The organism is Methylophilus sp. DMC14 (assembly GCF_056314085.1).
In genome coordinates, this window is sequence record NZ_JBQUZA010000001.1 from 354,217 (window position 1) to 375,590 (window position 21,374).

The window sequence follows — 21,374 nt, forward strand, 5'->3', positions numbered from 1 at the left end:
CACTGCATTATTCATGAAAGCGCTTGAAGGTGGTAGAGGGCGCTTCCCCAAACATCTTTTTATATTCCTGCGAAAAATGTCCAAAATGCCAGAACCCCCATGACGTGGCTGCCTCCGTCACAGAGTTGGCATGCCTCAACATTTGACGGACACCATTCAGCCGCTCAGTGCGCAGGTAGACAACAGGGCTTTTCTCCAGGGTTCGTTGAAAATGGTATTGCAAGGTGCGGTGACTCATGGCCAAAGACTCGCACAACTCGACGACACTGATAGGATCATCCTGGCGTTCACGCACGATTTTTCGGGTTTTGGTGACCACTTGCCAGGATTGATGCTGATAATAAACCGTCCTCGGCGCCGAATCGTCACAGAGCAATGTATCGGCCACCATTTGCAAAGCCATCATCTGTGTTTCTTGCACCAGCGTAGGGTATTGAATAAAGCCGGGCAGGGCCTTGAGCGTCGTGAAGACAGAGCGCACAAATCGGACCAGGTTCTGATATTTTGTTTGACTCAAATATAAAATCTTGGCGTGCTGGCACTGCTGATCCAGTCGCTCCTGATCTTCATCCGATAAATACTGCATCAGAAACTTTCTCGAAATCACAATCAAACCGATGGTCAGGTTTGCGGGCGAAACAAACTCAAAACCGTTTCTGCCAGAAAAAATATGTACCGCCTGCTGCTCGCAGAGGCTGCCACAAAACATGCCCTTTTGAATGCTATTCATCGGCACACCGATAGAGATTGTCTCCTCATTCAGGTAACCTTGTTGATGGAGTTGCTGATTAGTAAACTCAAGGAATAGTGACACCTGAGGCAAGTGCACATGGGTCACAAAGCCATTAAAGTGCCCGGCCGAGAGCTGTGAATAGTCCTGATGCCAGCCTTGCAGGAACTGAGATTGCTCATCAAAATCCTGACTTTCCCTATGCAAATAGGTTGACTGTGGCAGCGTCAATAATGCCGCAGCGCGCGTGCAGTGTTCTAACATAATGGTATCCCTGAGTCTGCTTTATTATTGTGTGAGCTAACTGTAGTGCTGTGTTAGCAAATAACATTCCAACTCACCTGTTTGAGCACACCGGCCGGCATTCAGCTTGTCATGCAGGTTTACCAAGCATTTCCTGCGCGCTTTTATTTCGTAGCAGTGGTTAACCTCATCACAAAGCTCTCTATCCAGGTGCAATTAGGCATGCTGCGCCTATTTTTAGTGCATTGCATGGGCGAAAAAAAGCGCTGCCAGCGCATCCTGTTGCTCACCTAATCATCAACCATCCCATCACCATTTTCATCTGCATTTTTGCCGATTTGGGATAGCCGCAGGGCACTGCAATCCGCAGAATGACCTCACATTATTCATCAACAGGGACCCTATTTATGCGTAAATCTATCCTTTTTGCTCTTGCACTCGTCTCCGCAAGTTTCGTCTCCACGCTTAGCCAGGCAGAAGAAAAATCTGCCTGGACATTGTCCAGAAATATGGCCTTTGTGTCGGACTACTACTCCCGCGGCATTTCTCAGTCATGGCACAAGCCTGCCGTACAGGCCGGGATAGATATTACTCACGAGAGCGGTTTTTATGCTGGCGTTTGGGGGTCGAGTATTTCGCCACAAACCTATGTCGATAGCACCACCGAGATTGATATTTACACTGGTTACAATGGCAGTTTCGCTGCAGTTGAAAAGCTCGCTTGGTCAGCAGGTGTGATTGGCTATGTCTATCCTGGCGGAAACTGGAACAAATGCCCCACTTGTACCTTAAGTAATGGCACTACCAAAGTCACGGCCAATCAGGGATTTGAAACGGTTGAGGCAACCGCGGGACTCAGCTATGACTGGATCAGTGCAAAAGCCTCGGTGACACTGACCGACTGGTTTGGGGCTAATAGAAGTACCGGCTTTGAAAGCGGCAGCAAAGGCACGACCTATCTAGAGTTGAATGCAAATTATCCACTGCCATTCTATGATTTGATACTCGTTGGTCATATTGGCATGCTGGATGTATCAACCAGGGTAACGCCAGGCGCATATGGTAGTTATGACGCAGGCAAAGGAGTGCCGGATAACACAGATTACAAAATTGGCTTGAGCAAGAATATCGCGATTGCGAATACCAATGGCATCAACTTGGGGGTTTACTATGTTGGCGCGGATGATACCGGTTACTGGAGCAGCCGCGGATTTGGCGGTTCAAGCTTCAATGGCGGCACCAAAGGAAAGGATCTGACCGATAATCGTCTTGTCATGACCCTCAGCTCCACCTTCTGATCAACGCCGCGTTTGATCTGTGGTCGCGCGTCAGCCTGATGCGACTAGCGCAGCCTGGAGCGGCACTCTGGGCCGTTAGCGACCAAACACAGTCCTCTCTCATACTCCCGGTTGACCGGGAGTTTTTTTATGTAAGGTGGCTGATATGCTGGCCCTGCTAAGCATCAGCCTGTCATGACAGACCGTCCGGTTGCGACCAAACGTTCAAAATCCTGCGTACGCTGCGGAACGGAGAAGTAATAGCCTTGGAACGTATTACATCCCAAACGGGTGAGAAGGTCGAGCTGCGCTTCGGTCTCTACCCCTTCGGCCAATACGTCGAGTTGCAGGCTGATCCCTAGTGAAATAATGGCATTGACGATACTTTGATGATCCTGGCCCTGCAACATGTCGCGTACAAACGACTGGTCAATTTTGAGCTGATCAAACGGGAAGCGCTTGAGATAAGACAGGGAAGAGTAGCCCGTGCCAAAATCATCCAGCGAGAAACTGACACCTGCTGCTTTGAGCGCGGTCATTTTGGCGATGATATCTTCCACATTGTCGATCAACATGCTTTCCGTCAACTCAAGTTGCAGTCGGCCTGGGGCAATGTTGGCCTCGGTCAGCAATTGCTGCACCTCCGTGACAAATGCTGATTGCAGATACTGCTTGGGGCTGACATTCACGGCCAGCACCATTTGACTGAGTTGCGGATGAAATGCCCACTGCTGCAATAAGGCGCAGGCTTGCTGTAAGACCCAGCGTCCCAGGGCGACAATTTGTCCGCTAGCCTCGGCGAGGGCAATAAACTCACCGGGCATGATCAGGCCACGTTCAGGATGTTGCCAGCGCAACAGTGCTTCTGCACCGACCATCTGATGCTGCTGGTTATATTGCGGCTGCAAATGCAAGACAAACTCCTGCTTTTGTATGGCCTCATGTAACTCCGCCTCCAGCGCCACGCGCTGACGGAGCTCGATTTCCATCTGCGCATCAAAAAACCGGTAGCCATTTCTGCCGGCCTCTTTGGCTTTATACATGGCCATATCGGCGCGTCTGAGCAGCTCATCGGTCTGACTCATGTCAGGATCAAACAAGACGACGCCGATGCTGGGGGTCGTGTAATGCTGGTAGTGATTGAGTTTGAACGGCTTTTTAAAGGCGCCTACGATTTTTTCACAAATTTTGCGCGCCTGCTTTTCCGCTTGGTCCGCCGCGGATGCCAAACTATCGAGCACGACCACAAACTCGTCGCCGCCCAGGCGGCTAACGGTATCCTGCCGCCGCACAGAGTGTTTAATGCGTTTGGCGACCTCAATCAGCAAGGCATCGCCTACTGCATGCCCATGCGTATCGTTGAGTGTTTTGAAGTTATCAATATCGATAAACATCAAGGCGCCGCCGGTTTTTTTAAGTTGGGATTTACGGATATGTGCCGCCAGCCTGTCTTGCAGCAACAGCCGGTTGGGGAGGCCGGTCATGGTGTCGTAGTAGGCCAATTGGCGAATTTGCGCATCGGTGCGCTTGCGTTCGCTGATGTCCCTGAGTACAGCCACCCAATGCGTCACACGGCCACGCTTGTCATGCAGCGGCAAGGCATCCATTTCCAATGAAATGCCGTTGCCTTGATGGTCGACAGTCACCACTTCCGTTTTAATCGGTAATTGCTGCTGCCAGGCTTGCTTAATGCGTTGCAAATCGTTGGCAGGCGTACTGTTTTTAAACAGCTCAAACGGCGAAAGATGATTGTACTGGTCCACGGCCAAGCCGGTGATACGTGTAAACGCTTCATTTAAAAACACAATTTTTTGCTGTAACGGGGTGTGTACCGGCGCCTCAGTGATCATCACCATATCATTCAGCCGTGACACACCGCTTTGTAACAGCTTCAATTGTTCGTCTGCCTGCTCGCGCTCAATCGCCAACCCCAGAATATGGGCATAACTCTCGACCATGTCCAGCTCGGCTGTCTCTGGCAGGTGGCGAGACTGACGATACATCGCCAGCATGCCAAGCACCCGTTGGCTGCGTGAGAAAATGGGCAAACTCCAGCAGGCACGCAAGCCATGTTTCAGCGCAAGGTCTGCATAGTCAGCCCATAGCGGATGCGTGCTGATGTCTTCGGCTATCACCCGGTTCTGCGTCAAACTGAGCATGCCATAGCCTGCAACAGGTAGCTGACTCATCGCTTGTGCGTAGCTGGCTGGCAAGCGGTGCGAGGCGGCATGATGCAGATGCCGCCCATCCTGGTCCATCTGTAAAATCACACAATAGACCTCGGAAAAATGCGCCTCGATGAGCTGCACGGCAGCATGCAAAATCTCAGGTAACGGGATATCCGCCAGTAGCATCGCCTGTATTTTGTCTTGTCCCTGCTTGATCGCTTCGAGTTGTTTTTGTACCGTAATATCCTGTAACGAGCCTTGCACCTGAACAATCCGGCCGTGCTCATCGCGCAACGCCTGCCCCATTGCGCGCACCCAGAACCGGCGGCCATGCACGGTGACCTTTTCCAGCTCCAGATCATAAGGGGTTCCCTCCGACATGCATTTCTCAAGCGTGCTGGACATGATCGCCCGATAGGCTGGCACAAACAGACGCATGCCTTCCTCAAGGCTGGGAGAGTATCCAGGTGGCAATTCATGTAAGGCCGCCACTTCGTCAGACCAGCGCATGCGCTTTGTGGGTAGGTCTATGACCCAGCCACCGATTTTTGCCACATTGCCCGCCACTTTGAGCAAATACTCAGTCTGGCGCCGCTGATCTATTTCCTCTTGCAAGTCCCGCGTTCGCTCAGAGACCTGCCTGCGCATTTGCAGGTTCCACAACACGGTGACCGCCACCACCAGCACGAGTGTAAACACCCCGCGTATCAGCCAGTTCACATAGGGGCGTTCTATAGAAACATCATGGTGGTAGATAAAGCCTTGTAGTTGCGCATTGGCAGGAACCAGCCCCAGCGCGGCATAGGTCTGGGCAATCGACTGCCAGCGCTCTTCATTCATATGCCCCCAAGGCACCACCTCAGACAACACATAAGGTGCCATTAAACGCGCCTCCTGCATCAGCACCTGCTGATTGATGTCGCGTTGCGCAACGCCAGGCATGCTGGCTATCGCACTGGCCATGGCCTCTTGATGATTGAAAGCGTACTTCCAGCCTTTCTTGGTGGCGCGCACAAAAGCCTCAACCCGTGCGGGATGTTGCGACAGCTCCTGTTCAGTCGTAAACAGCACATCGCCATAAAAATCGGCGCCATAAGTCTGGTTGCCAAGAATAGCGGGGGCATAGCCTCTTTGCTGTAATTGCATGGGCTCATCCGTCGCATAGGCCATCATGGCGTCGACGCGCCCCTCAATCAAATCATCCAGATTTGAACGATAAGGCAGAAGTGTCATTTGATGAATATCCAGATGCTGCTTGAGCAGCATGGCCTGAAATTGCAGTCGGCCATGTTCACCCGAAAGCATAATGCGTTTACCGATCAGATCTTGAGGCCGCTTAATGCCGCTTTTTTGCAAGCTCAGTAACACATAAGGGGAGTGCTGAAAAATGGCGGCCAGTGCGATTAGCGGCTGACCAGACAAGCGTGAAATCAGAATTTCGGAATCGCCGATGGCGTAATCTGCTTGATCAGACAAGACCTGCTTTAAGGGATCGATGGACTGGTTACCCTCGATAATCTCGACCGCCAACCCTTCATCACGGTAGTAACCCTGTTGCAAGGCAGCGTAATAACCAGCGAATTGAAACTGGTGATGCCATTTGAGTTGTAAGCGGATAGGCGCAGTCGGGGGTGCCGCATAGGCGAATGCTGACCAAACCATGGCCAGCAGCGAGGTGCAGACTAAAACAATCCATCGGCGTGTCATGCGGATCCAGACAACATGAAAGATATCCTGACTGGATGCGAGGTGTTCTGTCAGGCCCAACTGTATTTATACGGCAGTGATATGCAAACAGATTGCAGAAATAAACACAGAATCCATGAGGTATCCGGAGAATTGATCTCATTAATGCTCCGGGTGTGAGTTAACAAGCCGGTTTAGACCAGCATGCAGGCATTGCCTGTGATCTCAGTTGCTCGTGTAAAATAGCGGCAAATCAACGCCAGCACGGCTTGTTGCACTGAATTTAAGGGGAAGATGGTTGAAACTCGCTACTTGGAATGTTAACTCGCTGACCGTGCGTTTGCCGCATGTGCTGGACTGGCTCAGTGCGAATCAACCGGATGTACTGTGCTTGCAGGAAACCAAACAGGAAGATAGCAAGTTTCCGTATGCGGCGCTCAAAGAGGCTGGCTACAATGCCGTGCATAACGGCCAGAAAACCTATAATGGCGTGGCGATCCTGAGCCCGCATGCAATAGAGGCTGTTCACCTGGACTTGCCAGACTATGCTGACACGCAAAAACGCATAATTGCGGCCACCATACAAGGCATTCGGGTGATTTGTGCCTATGTCGTCAATGGCCAGGCAGTAGACTCAGACAAATACCATTACAAGCTGGCATGGCTTAATGGACTGCAAAGCTGGCTTCAAGCAGAACTGAGTCAACATGAAAAACTGGTAGTTCTTGGCGATTACAATATTGCACCAGACGACCGTGACTGCCACGACCCGCAGGCTTGGCTGGGCCAGGTCCTGGTAAGCCCGGCGGAGCGGGCCGCCTTTCAGCAATTGCTGGCCTTAGGCTTGCATGATAGTTTCAGGTTGTTTAATGATCAGGCAGGCGAGTTTAGCTGGTGGGATTACCGCATGGCCGCCTTCCGCCGCAATATGGGCATGCGGATTGATCACATTCTCGTCAGCAACGCCCTCAAACCACACTGCGAAAGCTGTGTGATAGATAAAACACCACGCAAGCTCGAACGCCCCAGCGACCATACGCCCGTGGTGCTGACCTTGGCCAACGCAAGCCATTAAACCGTTGGCATCACAAACTTGATGCCCTGCAACACCTCCAGAATGCGCGACTTGAGCCGTTTGTTCATGTCGCCTTCCATCGCCTGCAGTTGCATCGCCACCAAGGCAGCGACTTTTTCTTGCATGCCAGCCGCATTGGCCGACAACTCGTCCTGCATGCCCTGCTTGAAGGCCTCCAATTGCTGTGCCGTCAGCTCATTAAACACCTGCTGCAAGGATTGTTTATAGTCTGCAGCCAAAGTCGCCGCAGACAGCTCATGGCTGGCTGACAAGCGAGACTTAGCTTGTTCTTGCAATTGCTGTAAATGCGTTTCCAACGCTGATTCCAGCTGGCTGCGCAATGCCAATACTCTACTCTCGAGTTCGGTTTGCTGTTGCGCCAACAAGCTGGCGAGCCGTTCATCCAGCCATTGCTGGCTATTGGTCTCCAGCCGCTCAAGCAGTGTTTGTTCGGTGGCGGCAAGTGCAGCCTGCTGCGACGCATTCAGTTGGACCAGCTTTTCTTCGACGGCCTGCAGTTGTTGCTCGGACTGGCTTTCCAGCGCCTCGGTAAACGCTTGCTCCCGCTGTTGCATCTGAGCGAGCTGCCCCTCTGTCAGCGCGCTCAGGCGCGCCTCCAGACCCTCCACCTGCTGCTTGCTGACATTGCCCATCGCTTCACGAAAAGCTTGCTCAATCGACTGTATGCTTTCGCCGATTTGGGTTTGCGCCTGTGATAACACGTTCTGTTGCAACGCGTTGGCATACTGGGTCAGCCCTTGCTCGTGTTGCGCGAGCGACACATTGGAATGCTCGGCCAATTGCGTCGTGATGAGTTGCGTGATCTCAGGCAATAAAACCAGTTTGAGCTGTGCCACCAGTTCGCTCATGTCTGGCATCACCACCTCGGCCACTGGCGCCGCAGATTTTTGAACAACTTTGGTTAACACCGGAATTTCTGAAGTTTCCACACACCCTCCCCGTTATGCTTGTGACTGCATGGACTTGATATGCTGAATCTCATAGCCCCGATCACGGTAAAACGCCCAGCGCTGGCGACCAGCCGCTTTTTCAGTTTCGTCTTGCCCAATGATTTCGAACACATGCCGGAACCGGCTAAAAAATTTGGGCAATGCTGTTTGGCAGTTAAATAATAAATCATCCTGCACGATCTGTTCCGGCGCCCAGGCAAGATGCACTGGCGTGAGCGGCGCATGGTCAGCATCTGCCAGCACATGCGGCAAAAACCCTTCCACCGGCTGCCGCCAAAGGGTGACACTCAATTGCTCCGCCTGCTGCCGACCTGGCAAATAGACGGTCACACTGCGCTGCCTGGTCACCGCCTGCAAGATCAAATGCTGCATTAATGCAGGCGTATCAGGCACATCCGTATAAAAACGAATTTTGGTCATGCCTTTTATTGCGCAGCTTGCGCCAACAGGTAGCTCATGAGCAATGGTACTGGCCGGCCAGTGCCGCCTTTATCCTTGCCGGATTTCCAGGCGGTGCCTGCGATATCCAGATGCGCCCAGTCATACTTTTTGGCAAAGCGTGACAGGAAACAGGCAGCCGTAATACTGCCCGCGGCACGTCCGCCAATGTTGGCCATGTCGGCAAAATTGCTGTCCAGTTGTGCTTGATAGTCATCCCACAACGGCATCTGCCAAGCACGGTCACCCGCTTGTTCACCGGCCTCAAGCAACGCTTTGGCCAGCTGATCATTATTGGCGAACAAACCGCTGACGTGGTGACCAAGGGCAATCACACAGGCACCGGTCAAGGTAGCGATATCAATCACAGCGGCGGGCTCAAAACGCTCGGCATAAGTCAGCGCATCACACAGGATCAAGCGGCCTTCCGCATCGGTATTCAATACCTCTATGGTTTGGCCGGACATGCTGGTCAGGATATCCCCAGGCTTGGTGGCACGGCCACTGGGCATGTTTTCGCACGTAGGGATCAAACCGATCACATTAAGGGGCAACTTCAACTCACCTAAGGCCTTGAACACGCCAAACACGGAGGCCGCACCGCACATGTCATATTTCATCTCATCCATCTCAGCCCCTGGCTTGAGTGAAATGCCGCCAGTATCAAACGTAATGCCTTTACCCACCAGCACCACCGGTTTTTGCGATTTTTTACCGTGCAAATGCTGCATGACAATAAAGCGCGGCGGCTCTTCGCTGCCACGGGTCACGCCTAAAAATGAGCCCATATTGAGTTTTTCAATCGCAGCCTGATCCAGCACTTCGACCTTGAAGCCATATTCCTTGGCTAACTTTTCAGCCTGCTTGCCCAAATAGCTGGGCGTACAGATATTTGGTGGCAAATTGCCCAGGTCTTTGGCCAACGCCACGCCCTGGCCAACGCTCTGCCCTTGTTTCAGCCCCAGCTCGGCCTCGGCTTGTGCGGATTTTTCAAGCAACACGCTGACGGATTGCAGCGGATGCGGCTCCACCGATTTCTCTTTGACCGCATTCACTTTGTAAGTGGCATCGAGCGCCACCTCAGCCAAAGCTGCCGTTTTTTGCTGCACACTGACTTTTTTCAACGCAAGCGCGGCAAAGTCGGTGGCGAGGTGATCTACGCCTGCTGGCAACGCTTTAATCGCGGCGCGGAAACTGGCACGCAATCCTTTGAGATTCAGCTCATCGGCTTTACCCAAGCCGACCAGCAGCACTCTGGGCGCCGCGACGCCTGCCAACTGGCGCAACATCAGAGTGGTACCAGCCTTACCTTCCATATCGCCAGACTTGACGGCCGCCGAGATGGCTTTCTCAGTGGCGCCATCCAGCAGCTTGGCTAAATCGCTGAGTTTACGGCCTTCAAAAATGCCCACCAGCAAGCAATCTGTACGCAATTTTTCCGGGGAAGTGCTTTTTATGCTAAATTCCATCTTTATCCTTTTTGGTTCCATGCAACTAGCTTAAGTGATGGTTGTATTATCTAGTGTTTTATGCTGATTTCAAAGCGGTGCATTTAAATTGAAAATTTTCAAACGTGCATTGTCTGCAGAGCTGATGTCTTCTGCCTCTGCCATCTTCCTGATTATCCTCGGCATCGTTGTCGCCCAGCGCGCGGGCAATATCGTACGCCAGGTCTCCAGAGGCATTTTACCTAACGATGCCATTGGCACCATCCTGACCTTTAGCCTGGTGCAATTCATGCCCATGATGATGTCGCTCGCCGTTTTTCTGGCCGTGCTATTGACGCTGACACGCTGGCACCGCGACTCGGAAATGGTGATCTGGATGTCCGCAGGGCTGAGTTTAAGGCAATGGGTCTTGCCTATCATGCGGTTTCTGGCGCCGATTGTGCTCATCATCAGTCTGTTCAGCCTGATAATTATGCCTTGGGCCAGTGGCAAGGCTGACAGCTACCGCGAGCAGCTCAAAAAACGGGACGAACTGTCATCAATCAGCCCCGGGACCTTTAAGGAGTCGAGCGCGGGCGATCGCATTTACTTTATTGAGAGCTTTGACAAGCTTGGCTACGAAGTCAAAAACGTGTTCGTCCAATCCAAACAAAACGGCAAAATTGGCATTATTACTGCGAATCGTGGCAGCCGCTACAAAGCCAGCAACGGTGATAATTTTTTACGGCTGGAACATGGCCGGCGTTATGAAACCACGCCCAACAGTCTGGAGGTCATGACCACCGAGTTTGAGCGCTATGATATCCGGGTCGAAGCCAAAGAGACTGCGCCCGCCACCACCACCGCGCAGATCAAGTCCACGCAATCGCTGCTGAGCGATGCCAGCGCCGCAGACCATGCCGAGCTGCACTGGCGCATGGCGATTCCGATCTCAACCATCGTCATGGTCCTGCTTGCCATCCCGCTCAGCTTTGTCGATCCACGCGCAGGCCGCTCGCTCAACATCATGTTTGCGATCCTGATCTTTATCATCTACAACAACCTGCTCAGCATTTTTCAGGCCTGGATTACGCAAGGCAAAATCTCGGTACTGGTGGGATTGTGGCCCGTGCATCTGAGTTTTATCCTGCTCGGCTGGTATCTTTACCACCGACGCAAACATCTGAAACCGTTGATGCCGGGCTGGCTCAAACGCACTCCAAAAATCGCTAAGCCATGACCCTGACCCGTTTAAACCGTTATTTCTGGCAAGAGATCAGCTTCAGCATCATGCTGGTGCTGTTGGGCCTGCTTGCCATGTTTTCGTTCTTTGACCTGCTACAGGAGCTGGACAGCCTGGGACGAGGTCACTATGGCATCAACAGCATGCTCACCTATGTCGCTCTCAGTATCCCAGGCCATATATACGAGGTGGCGCCAGTCGCCGTATTGCTGGGCATCGTCTATACCTTGGGCGCCATGGCTGGTAACTCGGAGCTGATTGTCATGCGCACCAGCGGCATTTCGTTGCAATCCATTGCCATGATTCTGCTTAAAATCGGCCTAGTGTTTGCATTGGTGACCTTTCTGATTGGCGAGATCATTGCGCCCATCAGTGAAAAACTGGCGCAGCGCATCCGTATTCAAGCCACTGATTCCGTCGTCGCGCAGGACTTTCAATCCGGACTCTGGATTAAAGACGGCAGCAGTTTTGTCAATGTCAGCTCGGTCATGCCAGACACCAGCCTGGTCGATATCCGCATTTATGATTTCGACCCCCAGTTCAAGTTAAAGCACATCAGCCATGCCGAGAAAGGCTACTTTCAGGATGACCACTGGGTGCTGTCTAACGTCACCCAGACTAATATCAATCACAGCAAACAAATTCAGGACAACTCGATCACCTCACAGTTTTTCAAGCAGACGCGCTGGGAGTCACTGATCCGGCCAGAACTGTTGAATGTGCTGCTGGTATTGCCAGAAAAAATGTCGGCCTGGAACCTGTATAGCTTCATTCAATACTTACATCAAAATGGACAACGCAGTACCCGCTATCAGGTCGCACTGTGGGCTAAGCTGGTCTATCCACTGGCCTGTTTGGTGATGGTGGTACTGGCCTTACCATTTGGCTTTTTGCAACAGCGTGCCGGTGGCATCAGCGCCAAAATCTTTGCCGGTATTTTTCTGGGCGTGGTCTACCAGATCATGAACCGCGTATTTGTGCACTTGGGTGTGCTCAATGACTGGCCACCGCTGGTGAGTGCCATCAGCCCGACCCTGCTGTTTTTGCTGGTCGGCCTGGGCATGCTTTACTACGTAGAGCGGCGTTAAAACCCGCCTGACTCGTGCTTATGTGATGCTGATTATCCGCGTGCCAAGCAGCCGGTCATGCAAAAACTGCTGCTCGCGATCCAGTACTGCCCACCACAATGTCAGCCCAGCCGGGAGCAACAACAGTGTTGCCACCCCATAGCGCAGCAAAGCCAGGCGCCAGTCCAGCAAGCTGCCCTCGGCATCTACCACTTTCAGCTTCCAGGTCTGGCTGGCCAGCGTTTGTCCGGTCACCACCCAACAGCGCACAAAGTAAGCGCCTATCGACAGCCACAACAGCATCTGCAAACCTACACGCCGCCAGCCATGACTGGCATCCCCCACCACCAGCACATAAGCGGCGGTCAGTGCAAAGGCCAAGGCCAGCATCAACAAGGCTTCATAAATCACGGCCAGATATCGTTTAATTAAATATTTCATTGCGCGTCTACCCACTTTCGCCGGATAACAAAAACCCCGCACATGCGGGGCCTATTTCACACAGGATAAACAGGGGATCCTGACTTATTTCTGATCCCAGCTATCTTCCCACATGCAGTGCTTGATTTTGTGACGGTTAGCAATCAGCTCATCAATGCTAGGCTCGTCGTTCAATGCGCGCTTCAAGGCCAGCTTGATCGCTTCGTAGTTGTTTTTGTACAGATCGGCTTTGTCCAGATTGGCTTCTTTGGCACAGCCTGGATCAATCCACAGCAAGGCAATAATACACAGCTCATTGACCAGCTCTTTAGGAATAATGCCTTCGATCACTGCATCGGTAATGCCATCAGCCACACCGGCTTGCACCACACCACCGAACAATTCGATATTCAAGGAATCTTTCAAGGTAACTTTTGGCACCATCATGGTCGCTGGGCGCACCATCTGGTTGATATCACGCACGGCAAACATGGCCGTGTGGCCTTTGGTTTGCGCCATCATGTTCGCGAAAGCCGTACCCACTGGGCCATCCACGGCACCGATCACGATTTCTGGCATCGCGGCGGTCACGTCCTTGCCTTCGGAAAACACGGTAGCTTCACCCGCTTTAAATACGATTTTTGACATGAGAATTCCTTTGTATGTCTGGATGTTGAAGAAAATTCAAACCGTGATTATATCAGTTCAAGCTGCATATCGACATGCAGGATATTGGCATCCAGATAAGGTTCGCTGGTGACTTTGAATCCAGCACGCCTGTAAAAATCGATCGCATGCACTTGAGCAGAAAGCCGTACGCAGGGCACAGATAACGCTCGACCCCCCTCTATCGCAGACTGCAACATGCAAAGGCCAACACCCTGCCGTCGCCACTCGGGCAAGACGGCCATACGCCCGATATACCCGTTATATAAAACACGCGCACACGCAATCGGGGCACCATGTTTAATGCCTAGTAAATGCATTGCGCCCCCATCTTCAGCATCCCACTCCAGCGCCTCTGGCACACGCTGCTCTTCAATAAACACAGTCTGGCGAATGGCTTGGCACTTGGGCCAGCGATCATCTGGAAGGTAAAATTGCTCGATACGAAAATGAGTCACAATATTCAAGATCTGACCGATCTAATTTAAAAAAATAGCTATTTCTAGCCTTTTAACTATTAAAAATATTTAAAGTAGAATTTATTGTTTCATAAAATTAATATTTTAATCTAAAATTTGATAAATTATCATTAAAATCAACAGGGTAAATAAATTGGATAGTGTCAAAGTATTTAGAGCGCAAAATAATCGCATTCCTCAGGACCAGGAGGTACTGAGTACCAAGGATGCGTCAAAACTGCTTGACCTGTCTGTTGCCACCGTTCAGAAACTGGTTGAGAATGGTTTGCTGGAGGCCTGGAAAACCAAGGGGGGGGCACCGCAGAATCTTGAAAAGTTCGATCATTAACTACGCCTCCTCCATCAACAAAACGGATCTCGCCTCAGCCGCCAAACTTTCAGTCCTGATTGTTGAAGATAATCAGGAGCTTGCCAGGTTATATGCATTGAAAATCGCTGAGTGGCAACTGGATATCGAGCTGGAAATTGTAAACTCAGGCATAGAAGGGCTTATTCAGCTGGTGAAATCTGTGCCTGACATCCTGATCACCGACTTAAAAATGCAAGGGATAGACGGTTTTCAATTACTGTCCATCCTCAAAGAAGACTACTCGCTACAGGGCATTAATATCATTGTGGCGACTGGACTCACTCCGGCCCAAATAGAAGGCAAAATACCAGACTCAGGGATTACCGTCCTGCACAAACCGATCAATTTTGAGTTTTTACATGGCTATTTTGTTGCCCAGATCAGCCACAAACTCAAAACATGTTTCAACAGGCTATGACCGCTGCCTAGGCAAGAAAATCGTCGCGGCGGTCCCTTTATCCTTCTCGCTGCTTATTTCTACGCGGCCATTAAAAAGCTCTACAATTTCCCTCACCAACACCAAGCCCAAGCCAGTGCCTTCAATGGCTTGATCAGCCTTGGCACGCCAGTATTTTTTAAATAGATGCTTTTGCTGTTCGCAAGTGATACCAATCCCGTAATCAATGACGGTAATGGCAACCTCATGCTCAGCGCTAGGCGCATTCACTTTGACAATCACACGCCCACTCGAGTACTTGTAAGCATTACTGATCAAGTTATACAGCGCTTGTTTGAATTTATTGACATCCATGACAACTTCTATCCTGCGTGTGGCAGGGACAAACTCGATAGGCGTTCTATTGGCAGGCGGAAAGTAGTAGTCTGTCATTTTTCTCACTTCCGTATTCAGCTCAACCTTTTGTAACTCCATCTCACTCCCGGCATTGATCTCAAATTGATTGAGGCTCAATAAGTCTTTGAGGACTTGATTCAGAAAACCGGATTGGGAGTGAATGGCATCCACGAGAAATGCGTTCTCATCCTGAGCACATAGTTTCGTTTTTAGTATTTCAGAGAAGCCTAAAATATTTCCAATCAGATTTCTTAGCTCATGCGCTGCTGCCAGCAGGTGCTCAGACTTCGTAACATTCGAATGATACTCATACGTAATGTCTCGGTAATAAATAATCTCTTTCACGGCGCCATCTGATGGATGACGGACGATTTTTTGCAGCACGCGAAACTCCGGGGTCTCGGTGAATAGTTGATTCACTCGATCAGTTTTACGCCGATAAAACTTATGCGGATTATTGAAGTTATCCTGGCGTAATTTGTAGAGTAGCCCCACCCGCCCTTTCTCAATCACCCGACTACTGAGCCGGGTCAGAATATCATTCAATACTTGCTGATCTTGAGAAAGTATCTGTTCTTTTTTGATCCCGGTGAGCAAGGTAAAACTTTCATTGACGAATTTCACCGTATCATCATGGCAAATCACGATGATGCCATCTGGTGAATATTCTAAGGCAGAGCGTAAGTCCTCATCAGGCCGCATGGCGGTCTGCCAATAAGGCGCGCGCGCGTCTTTGACACGATGCTCATATGAAATGTTTTCCAAAATTTGCCCCGCCATATTCAACGTTTCTACCTGACAACTATTTATCAAAAAAACTCAAAGCAGAGTATTTAAGCATTTGCTCGTAAGAAATCGCCTTCTGATCAATATGCTTTTTCAATCGCTCAAATTGCTTATAGTGCTTTAAAAAAACTTCCGTTAACGCGGGGTCAAAATGTGTACCCGCAAGTTTCTCTATCTGCTGATAGGTCTCCTCATAGCTAAACGCTTTTCGATAACATCTATCCATGGTCAGTGCATCAAAAAAATCGACCAGTGCCACAATGCGCCCCACCAGAGGGATTGCTTCTTTTGCCAACCCTCGCGGATAGCCTGTGCCGTCGTATTTCTCGTGATGTGTTAACGAAATCAACGCGGCCAATTTAAACAAGGGGAGTTCGTCCATGAGTATCTTCTCACCGATTTCCGCGTGCTGATTCATGATCAGCCGCTCATCCACCGTGAGCGCTCCTCGTTTTTTCAAAATGTCATCAGGCACCCCGACTTTGCCGATGTCATGCATGGGCGCGGCCAACCTCACCATGAAACAAAAATCCTGAGGCTTGTTTAATAAATGGCAGAGATACTCTGAGAGGTAACCGACGCGGGTAATATGCACGCCGGTGTCATCATCTTTACTGGCTGCCACCCGTGCCAACTTACATAAGGTGGTGTGATGCGCACTGACCAGCGCATCGTGATTAGCCTCTTTTTCACCCTTTAGCACCGAAAAATCCTGCGCCAATTTAAGCAGTTGCTCAACCAAGTTAGAACTGGAAGCCTCAACCATCTCGTGAATAAATGCTGTGCCAAGTTGCAGTTTACTTGCCATATGTACTCCTTATTCTGGAAACCCGTTCCAATAAATCTATGGGACTAAAGGGTTTTTCAATAAAATCATTAGCCCCGGCCAGCAAAACATCAAACTTTGTTTGCGTATCGGTCATGCCACTCAAGACATAAATCAAAGAATCATTTAAAGCAGGTAAGGCTCGCAGTTGTTTACACAACATTAACCCATCGACACGATCCATTAAAATCAAATCGATAATAATCAGATGCGGCAGATGATGTTCGGCCAGATAAAGGGCCGACACCGCATTCTCTGCACACTCGACTTGATAATCCTCTTCAGCAAATAATGTTTTCAATAGCAATCGCGTGTGGAGCTGATCATCCACAACCAGTATTCTCTTTCTTTGCGCAGTTGAATCAATAAATTGCGTCAGCTTCCACCACTCATTCTGTTTATCGGACATCAAAGGCGCTTCTTTCTCAAATCACAAGGAGTCTCTGCCATGCGGGATTGGACGCAAGGCGGATTGCATTTCCTCAAACAGCAGATTTAATGCTGCATCAGAAACAGCCACAATCAAATTAAAACGAGTATCGTTGAAGTTTTGGTTAATTTCTCTCGACAACTGGTCTTTCAATGCTCGCAGCTTTTCAATTGAGTCATCTTCAATATTCATAATTAATCAAATTTAATATTTTATTTAATAATAATATTAAATTAATAAATTATCAATTTAAGTAGTAATTTTATACAATGCAAGGGAAAAATTCACTATAGATAAAGCATAAATATGGAAATTTTTCTCAAGCAAAGGCTGGCGCATGAGCGCGAGGGAGGATATGGCCAAGGTGGCGGTCAAATATTGCATTTATCTGACCCCACAGGCATCATACGTCCTTTATTAAAACAGGACTTGAGGAAAAGTTATGTATCGTTTTCAAACCGCAGCGGCCAGGATTTTACTGGGGCTGGTGTTTTTTGGGGTGGTGATTCTAAAGCTGATGGCCATTTTAAATACGCCTGATGGTTATCTGCAATACCAAATGATGTTAGGCCAATTTGGCCTGCCAGCCGTGTTTGCACCATTGCTGATTTTCATTCAGTTTGTGTTTGGTCTGTTGCTGATCGTCGGCTACAAAACCCAACTATCTGCGCGCGTTTTAGGCGTGTTGGCGGCATTTATGGCACTGGTGCTGGGCCAGGCTTCGCTGGACGCGTTTTTTGCCTACCTGGGCATCGCCGGTGGCATGTGGTTGTTGAGTATTTATCCGCAAACTGCTTGCAGTCTGGATAACCGCAACAAATAAACGATTCAGTCGTAAAAGCCGGGTTAGCCCGGCTTTTTTTATCCCTTAATTTTGATCCCCAGCTGTTTGAGCTTGCGATAGAGGTGTGTCCGCTCCAGCCCCGAAATTTCTGACAACCGGCTCATATTATTTTTGACCAGCCGCATGTGGTACTGGAAGTAAAAACGCTCAAAGTCATCGCGCGCTTCACGCAAAGGCTGATCCAGATTCAGCGGCATATGCTGCTCGGACGACTCGCCGCGCTGCCCTTGAAAATTGGCCAGAACACGCTGCACATCGGTCTGGGTAATGCTTTCACCCAAACTGGTCATGAGCAGGTTCTGTACCACGGACTCCAGCTCGTCCAAATCACCGGGCCAGTCAGCATTGCGCAGCGCATTCAGCGCCGCCACATCAAACGCCTTGTAGTCAATCTTGCTGGCTTCAACCATCAGGGTCGCCATCGCATTGACCAGATCGGGAATATCCTCTTTGTGCTCATCCAGGCAAGGCACCTTCACCGCTGACCCGGCCAGCGTTTGCAGCAAGGCCTGCTCCAGCATGGCTTTTTCAATCAGTTGCGGCAAGCCATGCTCACTGGCGCAAATCACGCGTACCCCGTATTTTTCGGATTTATTGATGAGCAGGTGCAGGCCTTTTTGTTCGGTCTTGCCCAGTCTGGTGACTTCATCGACAAACACCACGCCTTCGCGGGCCTGCTCGAGAATTTCCATCGGTGCGGTGACCAGCTTCTCATACTCGGTCAAGGCCACCCACGGCGTATTCTGCGGACGCAAAAACTTGGCGCACAATGGCACACTGCCGCCTTTTTTACCAATCAGGAACAAGGTGTTTTTATGGCGCGCCAGCTGCTCCAAGCGCTGCTTGAGCTCCTGAATGACGGCACTTTTGCCAAAGCTGGACAGGTTAATTTCGGTATGCGCCAGATGCTCGGTATGCTTGATCGCTGCGCCTACGGTTTTGAGCAGCTTTTGCAAGGCAATCGGTTTTTCGAGGAAGTCGAACGCCCCAAGTCGAGTGGCCTCGACCGCGGTATCTATGGTGCCATGCCCAGACATCATGATCACCGGCATGGTCAGCAAGCCGGCATTGGCCCATTCTTTAAGCAGGCTGATGCCATCGCAATCGGGCATCCAGATGTCAAGCAACACCAGATCCGGTCGCTGCTTGAGCCGCTCGTCCCTGGCAATTTGTGCATTTTCTGCCAGGCGCACGACGTGCCCCTCATCCCGCAAGATATCGCTTAATAACTCCCTGATGCCGATTTCGTCATCGACGACCAAAATATTACGTGAAGCCATGGTACTTCCTTACACGATGCGCTCAACGCGCCGACGTTGTTGTTGTTTATCGACCGGCAAGCTGATGGTGACGCAGGCGCCCCCTTGTGGCAGATTATCGATGCGTATCTGTCCACGCTGCTCTTCTATCATTTTTTTGACAATGGCTAATCCCAACCCGGTACCGTGTGACTTGGTTGTGACGTAAGGTTCGAACACCCTCGCCATCACCTCGGTGGGAAAACCACTACCGTTATCCGTCACTGACAATTTTATACGCTCGCCATCATAATCGGTCAAGATCACAATTTGCGGTTGTTCGGTTTGCACCAATGCATCCTGCGCATTTTGCAGCAGGTTATGCAGGATTTGGCGCATCATGGTGGCATCGGCATAAATCTCGGGCAGCTGCTCATGCAGGGATAGCACCAGCTTGACCACAGAGGCGTTATAAAGGCGGCTCACATCGCGGATCAAGGCATTCAAATCCAGCCTTACCAGTTGGGCGGCAGGCGTTCTGGCATACTCACTAAATTCGTTGACCATATTCTTCATTGCCTGCACCTGGTTGACGATGGTATCGGTAGACTTAAACAGCATCTCCGCATCTTTTTCTTCCAGTTTGTCCTGCAGCTTCAGCTGCAAGCGCTCGGCAGACAGCTGTATCGGTGTCAGCGGATTCTTGATTTCGTGCGCCAGCCGTCTGGCTACCTCGGCCCAGGCAGCATCACGCTGGGCTTGCGCCATGGCGGTCACATCATCAAACACCACCACCAGGCCGTGCCCCGCCCCTTCCGGCAACCGCGTCACCCGCAGCATCAGCATCTGCTTACCATGCACCCCTTCAATTTCGATCTGGCTGCTTAAATGCCGCTCATGGTGGTCAAATTGCAACGTGTCTTCATAGTGCTGCATCACCAACGCTGTAAACGGCATCAGGTAATCATTTTCAACCGCAATGTCGGTAAAGACTTTGTTTTTAAAGCCCACCAGCGAGATCCCCAAAATATTGGTCGCGGCCAGATTGTAAACACGCAGCTCCGCCTGTTCATTAATGGTCATCACGCCTGAACTCAGGTGCGACAAAATAGCTTCCAGGTAGGCACGTGCAGACTCCACATGCTGACGGCTCTGTTCGGAGGCATTTTTCGCTTCCTGCAACTGGCGCGTCATGCTGTTGAACGACTTCACCAGCACACTAAGTTCATCCTTGCCAAATGAGGGCAGCTGCTGCGAATAATCGCCACTGGCAATCAGCCGCGTCCCTTCTGCCAGCACCGTCAAGGGTTGCGCCATGCGCCGACTCAGTGCAAATGCGATGGTCAATGCGCCCAGCATGGACAGCAGCAAAATCATAGTCAGCGTCAGCATGAAAATGTCTTTGAGTGACTGCCGGCTGTACGACAAGGTCTGGTACTCGCGGTAGACCTCCTGCACCGATTCGGCAGTATTCGAAAGCGCCTTGGGCACCGGTTGCATCAATTGCAGAATCCGCATCTCGCCCGTGATCCCCAAGGTTTCCACCGGGATCAGCACACGCATGTAGAGGCCTTTGCCGGGGATAGGCTCGATTTTGCCGTAGATACGGCTACGTGCCTGGCGCAACTGCGGCACAGAAGGCAGTTCGGGTAAAAAGCTGCTGGGATCAGAGCTGCTGACAGCCAGAATCGCACCTTGCGGGGTCAGCAATGCCGCATCCTGAACGCCGGCTTTTTCACGCAGATCGTTCAGTTGTCCATAATGTGAGCGGGCCGTTTGCAGTGATAGCGAGACCGCCATGCTTTGCGCCTTTTCCTTGACGTCCTCCAGCATGATATCCAGCGCCCGTTGCCCCAGATTCAGCCCCCCATCCAGTGCGGATTCGACCTTAACGTTAAACCAAGACTCAATCGAGCGTGACAGGAAGTTCACGGAAACCAGATAGACGATCATGCCTGGAATCAACGCCATCAGGGCAAAAGACACCAGCAATCTGAAATTCAGCTTGCTGCCTACCTGTTTGGCTTTGGTGGTCTGGTAAAGATGGCGTAACTGATAGGCAATCACCCCCAGCAACAACACGGCGAGGCCAGCATTGATATACAGCAGGATCAGGTAATAATCCCCACTGATGGCGGTGTTGGCACTGGCAAGAGACAGCAGGTACAGCAGGGCTGCCGCCAGTAGAATGGACAAAATCAGGACATACCGCATAGGG

General features: G+C 50.8%; 22 protein-coding genes. 8 read left to right on the forward strand and 14 right to left on the reverse strand.

Annotated elements, in window-relative coordinates:
• Positions 1-7: 7 nt before the first annotated feature.
• Positions 8-994, reverse strand: coding sequence for a helix-turn-helix domain-containing protein (locus tag ACT53C_RS01840; RefSeq protein ID WP_476144529.1), 987 nt, complete (start codon positions 992-994; stop codon positions 8-10).
• A gap of 111 nt (positions 995-1,105) precedes the next feature.
• Here ACT53C_RS01840 and ACT53C_RS01845 point away from each other — a divergent pair, with 111 nt between their 5' ends.
• Together ACT53C_RS01845 and ACT53C_RS01850 are read left to right on the forward strand one after the other, a co-directional pair.
• Complete coding sequence (locus ACT53C_RS01845) at positions 1,106-1,267, forward strand: hypothetical protein (protein ID WP_476144531.1); 162 nt, start codon at positions 1,106-1,108, stop codon at positions 1,265-1,267.
• Between the two features lie 113 nt (positions 1,268-1,380).
• A complete protein-coding gene (locus tag ACT53C_RS01850) occupies positions 1,381-2,271 on the forward strand; it encodes a TorF family putative porin (protein WP_476144533.1) in 891 nt (296 codons plus the stop codon).
• 164 nt (positions 2,272-2,435) lie between these two features.
• Here ACT53C_RS01850 and ACT53C_RS01855 read toward each other — a convergent pair whose 3' ends face one another.
• Entirely contained in the window at positions 2,436-6,125 is a 3,690-nt protein-coding gene (locus ACT53C_RS01855; protein ID WP_476144534.1) for an EAL domain-containing protein, read from the reverse strand.
• A gap of 277 nt (positions 6,126-6,402) precedes the next feature.
• Between ACT53C_RS01855 and xth the strand changes: the two genes are divergently transcribed.
• A complete protein-coding gene (gene xth / locus ACT53C_RS01860; protein ID WP_476144536.1) occupies positions 6,403-7,179 on the forward strand; it encodes an exodeoxyribonuclease III in 777 nt (258 codons plus the stop codon).
• Here the strand turns inward: xth and ACT53C_RS01865 are convergent.
• Genes ACT53C_RS01865 through ACT53C_RS01875 form a run of 3 tightly spaced genes read right to left on the reverse strand, consistent with a single transcriptional unit; the run spans position 7,176 to position 10,057 of the window.
• Positions 7,176-8,129 (reverse strand): hypothetical protein, encoded by a 954-nt coding sequence (locus tag ACT53C_RS01865; RefSeq protein ID WP_476144538.1) that lies wholly within the window; start codon positions 8,127-8,129, stop codon positions 7,176-7,178. The two genes, xth and ACT53C_RS01865, sit on opposite strands and share 4 nt — an antisense overlap.
• A gap of 12 nt (positions 8,130-8,141) precedes the next feature.
• A complete protein-coding gene (locus tag ACT53C_RS01870) occupies positions 8,142-8,570 on the reverse strand; it encodes a DNA polymerase III subunit chi (RefSeq protein ID WP_476144540.1) in 429 nt (142 codons plus the stop codon).
• Between the two features lie 5 nt (positions 8,571-8,575).
• Positions 8,576-10,057 carry a leucyl aminopeptidase gene (locus ACT53C_RS01875; RefSeq protein WP_476144542.1) on the reverse strand — a complete coding sequence of 494 codons (1,482 nt, stop codon included), beginning with the start codon at positions 10,055-10,057 and terminating at the stop codon, positions 8,576-8,578.
• An 88-nt stretch (positions 10,058-10,145) separates the two neighbouring features.
• Here ACT53C_RS01875 and lptF point away from each other — a divergent pair, with 88 nt between their 5' ends.
• Together lptF and lptG are read left to right on the forward strand one after the other, a co-directional pair.
• Complete coding sequence (lptF, locus tag ACT53C_RS01880; protein WP_194748808.1) at positions 10,146-11,255, forward strand: LPS export ABC transporter permease LptF; 1,110 nt, start codon at positions 10,146-10,148, stop codon at positions 11,253-11,255.
• The gene (gene lptG / locus ACT53C_RS01885) at positions 11,252-12,346 is read left to right on the forward strand and encodes an LPS export ABC transporter permease LptG (RefSeq protein ID WP_194748809.1); all 1,095 of its coding nucleotides are present in this window, start codon (positions 11,252-11,254) and stop codon (positions 12,344-12,346) included. The genes lptF and lptG overlap by 4 nt, the downstream gene beginning before the upstream one ends.
• A gap of 18 nt (positions 12,347-12,364) precedes the next feature.
• Here lptG and ACT53C_RS01890 read toward each other — a convergent pair whose 3' ends face one another.
• The 3 genes from ACT53C_RS01890 to ACT53C_RS01900 form a co-directional block, all read right to left on the reverse strand.
• Positions 12,365-12,766, reverse strand: a complete 402-nt coding sequence (locus ACT53C_RS01890) for an RDD family protein (RefSeq protein ID WP_476144545.1) — start codon at positions 12,764-12,766, stop codon at positions 12,365-12,367.
• A gap of 84 nt (positions 12,767-12,850) precedes the next feature.
• Positions 12,851-13,393: a formaldehyde-activating enzyme gene (gene fae / locus ACT53C_RS01895; RefSeq protein WP_194748811.1), complete on the reverse strand. Its 543-nt coding sequence runs from the start codon at positions 13,391-13,393 to the stop codon at positions 12,851-12,853.
• A 47-nt stretch (positions 13,394-13,440) separates the two neighbouring features.
• Positions 13,441-13,869 (reverse strand): GNAT family N-acetyltransferase, encoded by a 429-nt coding sequence (locus tag ACT53C_RS01900; RefSeq protein ID WP_476144930.1) that lies wholly within the window; start codon positions 13,867-13,869, stop codon positions 13,441-13,443.
• A 154-nt stretch (positions 13,870-14,023) separates the two neighbouring features.
• Here ACT53C_RS01900 and ACT53C_RS01905 point away from each other — a divergent pair, with 154 nt between their 5' ends.
• Positions 14,024-14,218: a helix-turn-helix domain-containing protein gene (locus ACT53C_RS01905; protein WP_476144547.1), complete on the forward strand. Its 195-nt coding sequence runs from the start codon at positions 14,024-14,026 to the stop codon at positions 14,216-14,218.
• Positions 14,199-14,657, forward strand: coding sequence for a response regulator (locus ACT53C_RS01910; RefSeq protein ID WP_476144549.1), 459 nt, complete (start codon positions 14,199-14,201; stop codon positions 14,655-14,657). The genes ACT53C_RS01905 and ACT53C_RS01910 overlap by 20 nt, the downstream gene beginning before the upstream one ends.
• Here the strand turns inward: ACT53C_RS01910 and ACT53C_RS01915 are convergent.
• The 4 genes from ACT53C_RS01915 to ACT53C_RS01930 are packed head-to-tail and all read right to left on the reverse strand — an operon-like array spanning position 14,652 to position 17,266.
• A complete protein-coding gene (locus ACT53C_RS01915) occupies positions 14,652-15,797 on the reverse strand; it encodes a sensor histidine kinase (RefSeq protein WP_476144551.1) in 1,146 nt (381 codons plus the stop codon). The genes ACT53C_RS01910 and ACT53C_RS01915 overlap by 6 nt on opposite strands.
• A gap of 37 nt (positions 15,798-15,834) precedes the next feature.
• Entirely contained in the window at positions 15,835-16,560 is a 726-nt protein-coding gene (locus ACT53C_RS01920; RefSeq protein WP_476144553.1) for an HD-GYP domain-containing protein, read from the reverse strand.
• Between the two features lie 55 nt (positions 16,561-16,615).
• Positions 16,616-17,053: a response regulator gene (locus ACT53C_RS01925; RefSeq protein ID WP_476144555.1), complete on the reverse strand. Its 438-nt coding sequence runs from the start codon at positions 17,051-17,053 to the stop codon at positions 16,616-16,618.
• Between the two features lie 21 nt (positions 17,054-17,074).
• Positions 17,075-17,266, reverse strand: a complete 192-nt coding sequence (locus tag ACT53C_RS01930) for a hypothetical protein (protein ID WP_194748816.1) — start codon at positions 17,264-17,266, stop codon at positions 17,075-17,077.
• 250 nt (positions 17,267-17,516) lie between these two features.
• Here ACT53C_RS01930 and ACT53C_RS01935 point away from each other — a divergent pair, with 250 nt between their 5' ends.
• A complete protein-coding gene (locus ACT53C_RS01935) occupies positions 17,517-17,897 on the forward strand; it encodes a DoxX family membrane protein (RefSeq protein WP_476144557.1) in 381 nt (126 codons plus the stop codon).
• 38 nt (positions 17,898-17,935) lie between these two features.
• Here the strand turns inward: ACT53C_RS01935 and ACT53C_RS01940 are convergent, their stop codons facing one another.
• Both ACT53C_RS01940 and ACT53C_RS01945 read right to left on the reverse strand, forming a co-directional pair.
• Complete coding sequence (locus ACT53C_RS01940) at positions 17,936-19,198, reverse strand: sigma-54-dependent transcriptional regulator (RefSeq protein ID WP_194748818.1); 1,263 nt, start codon at positions 19,196-19,198, stop codon at positions 17,936-17,938.
• Positions 19,199-19,207: 9 nt separating this feature from the next.
• Complete coding sequence (locus ACT53C_RS01945; RefSeq protein ID WP_476144560.1) at positions 19,208-21,370, reverse strand: sensor histidine kinase; 2,163 nt, start codon at positions 21,368-21,370, stop codon at positions 19,208-19,210.
• Between the last annotated feature and the right edge of the window lie 4 nt (positions 21,371-21,374).

What these genes read in the sequence shown, in the direction of transcription:
- ACT53C_RS01840 (WP_476144529.1), bottom strand. Translation starts at nt 994, where the DNA reads ATGTTAGAACACTGCACGCGCGCTGCGGCATTATTGACGCTGCCACAG.
- ACT53C_RS01845 (WP_476144531.1), top strand. Translation starts at nt 1,106, where the DNA reads ATGCAGGTTTACCAAGCATTTCCTGCGCGCTTTTATTTCGTAGCAGTG.
- ACT53C_RS01850 (WP_476144533.1), top strand. Translation starts at nt 1,381, where the DNA reads ATGCGTAAATCTATCCTTTTTGCTCTTGCACTCGTCTCCGCAAGTTTC.
- ACT53C_RS01855 (WP_476144534.1), bottom strand. Translation starts at nt 6,125, where the DNA reads ATGACACGCCGATGGATTGTTTTAGTCTGCACCTCGCTGCTGGCCATG.
- ACT53C_RS01870 (WP_476144540.1), bottom strand. Translation starts at nt 8,570, where the DNA reads ATGACCAAAATTCGTTTTTATACGGATGTGCCTGATACGCCTGCATTA.
- ACT53C_RS01875 (WP_476144542.1), bottom strand. Translation starts at nt 10,057, where the DNA reads ATGGAATTTAGCATAAAAAGCACTTCCCCGGAAAAATTGCGTACAGAT.
- lptG (WP_194748809.1), top strand. Translation starts at nt 11,252, where the DNA reads ATGACCCTGACCCGTTTAAACCGTTATTTCTGGCAAGAGATCAGCTTC.
- ACT53C_RS01890 (WP_476144545.1), bottom strand. Translation starts at nt 12,766, where the DNA reads ATGAAATATTTAATTAAACGATATCTGGCCGTGATTTATGAAGCCTTG.
- fae (WP_194748811.1), bottom strand. Translation starts at nt 13,393, where the DNA reads ATGTCAAAAATCGTATTTAAAGCGGGTGAAGCTACCGTGTTTTCCGAA.
- ACT53C_RS01925 (WP_476144555.1), bottom strand. Translation starts at nt 17,053, where the DNA reads ATGTCCGATAAACAGAATGAGTGGTGGAAGCTGACGCAATTTATTGAT.
- ACT53C_RS01930 (WP_194748816.1), bottom strand. Translation starts at nt 17,266, where the DNA reads ATGAATATTGAAGATGACTCAATTGAAAAGCTGCGAGCATTGAAAGAC.
- ACT53C_RS01935 (WP_476144557.1), top strand. Translation starts at nt 17,517, where the DNA reads ATGTATCGTTTTCAAACCGCAGCGGCCAGGATTTTACTGGGGCTGGTG.
- ACT53C_RS01940 (WP_194748818.1), bottom strand. Translation starts at nt 19,198, where the DNA reads ATGGCTTCACGTAATATTTTGGTCGTCGATGACGAAATCGGCATCAGG.
- ACT53C_RS01945 (WP_476144560.1), bottom strand. Translation starts at nt 21,370, where the DNA reads ATGCGGTATGTCCTGATTTTGTCCATTCTACTGGCGGCAGCCCTGCTG.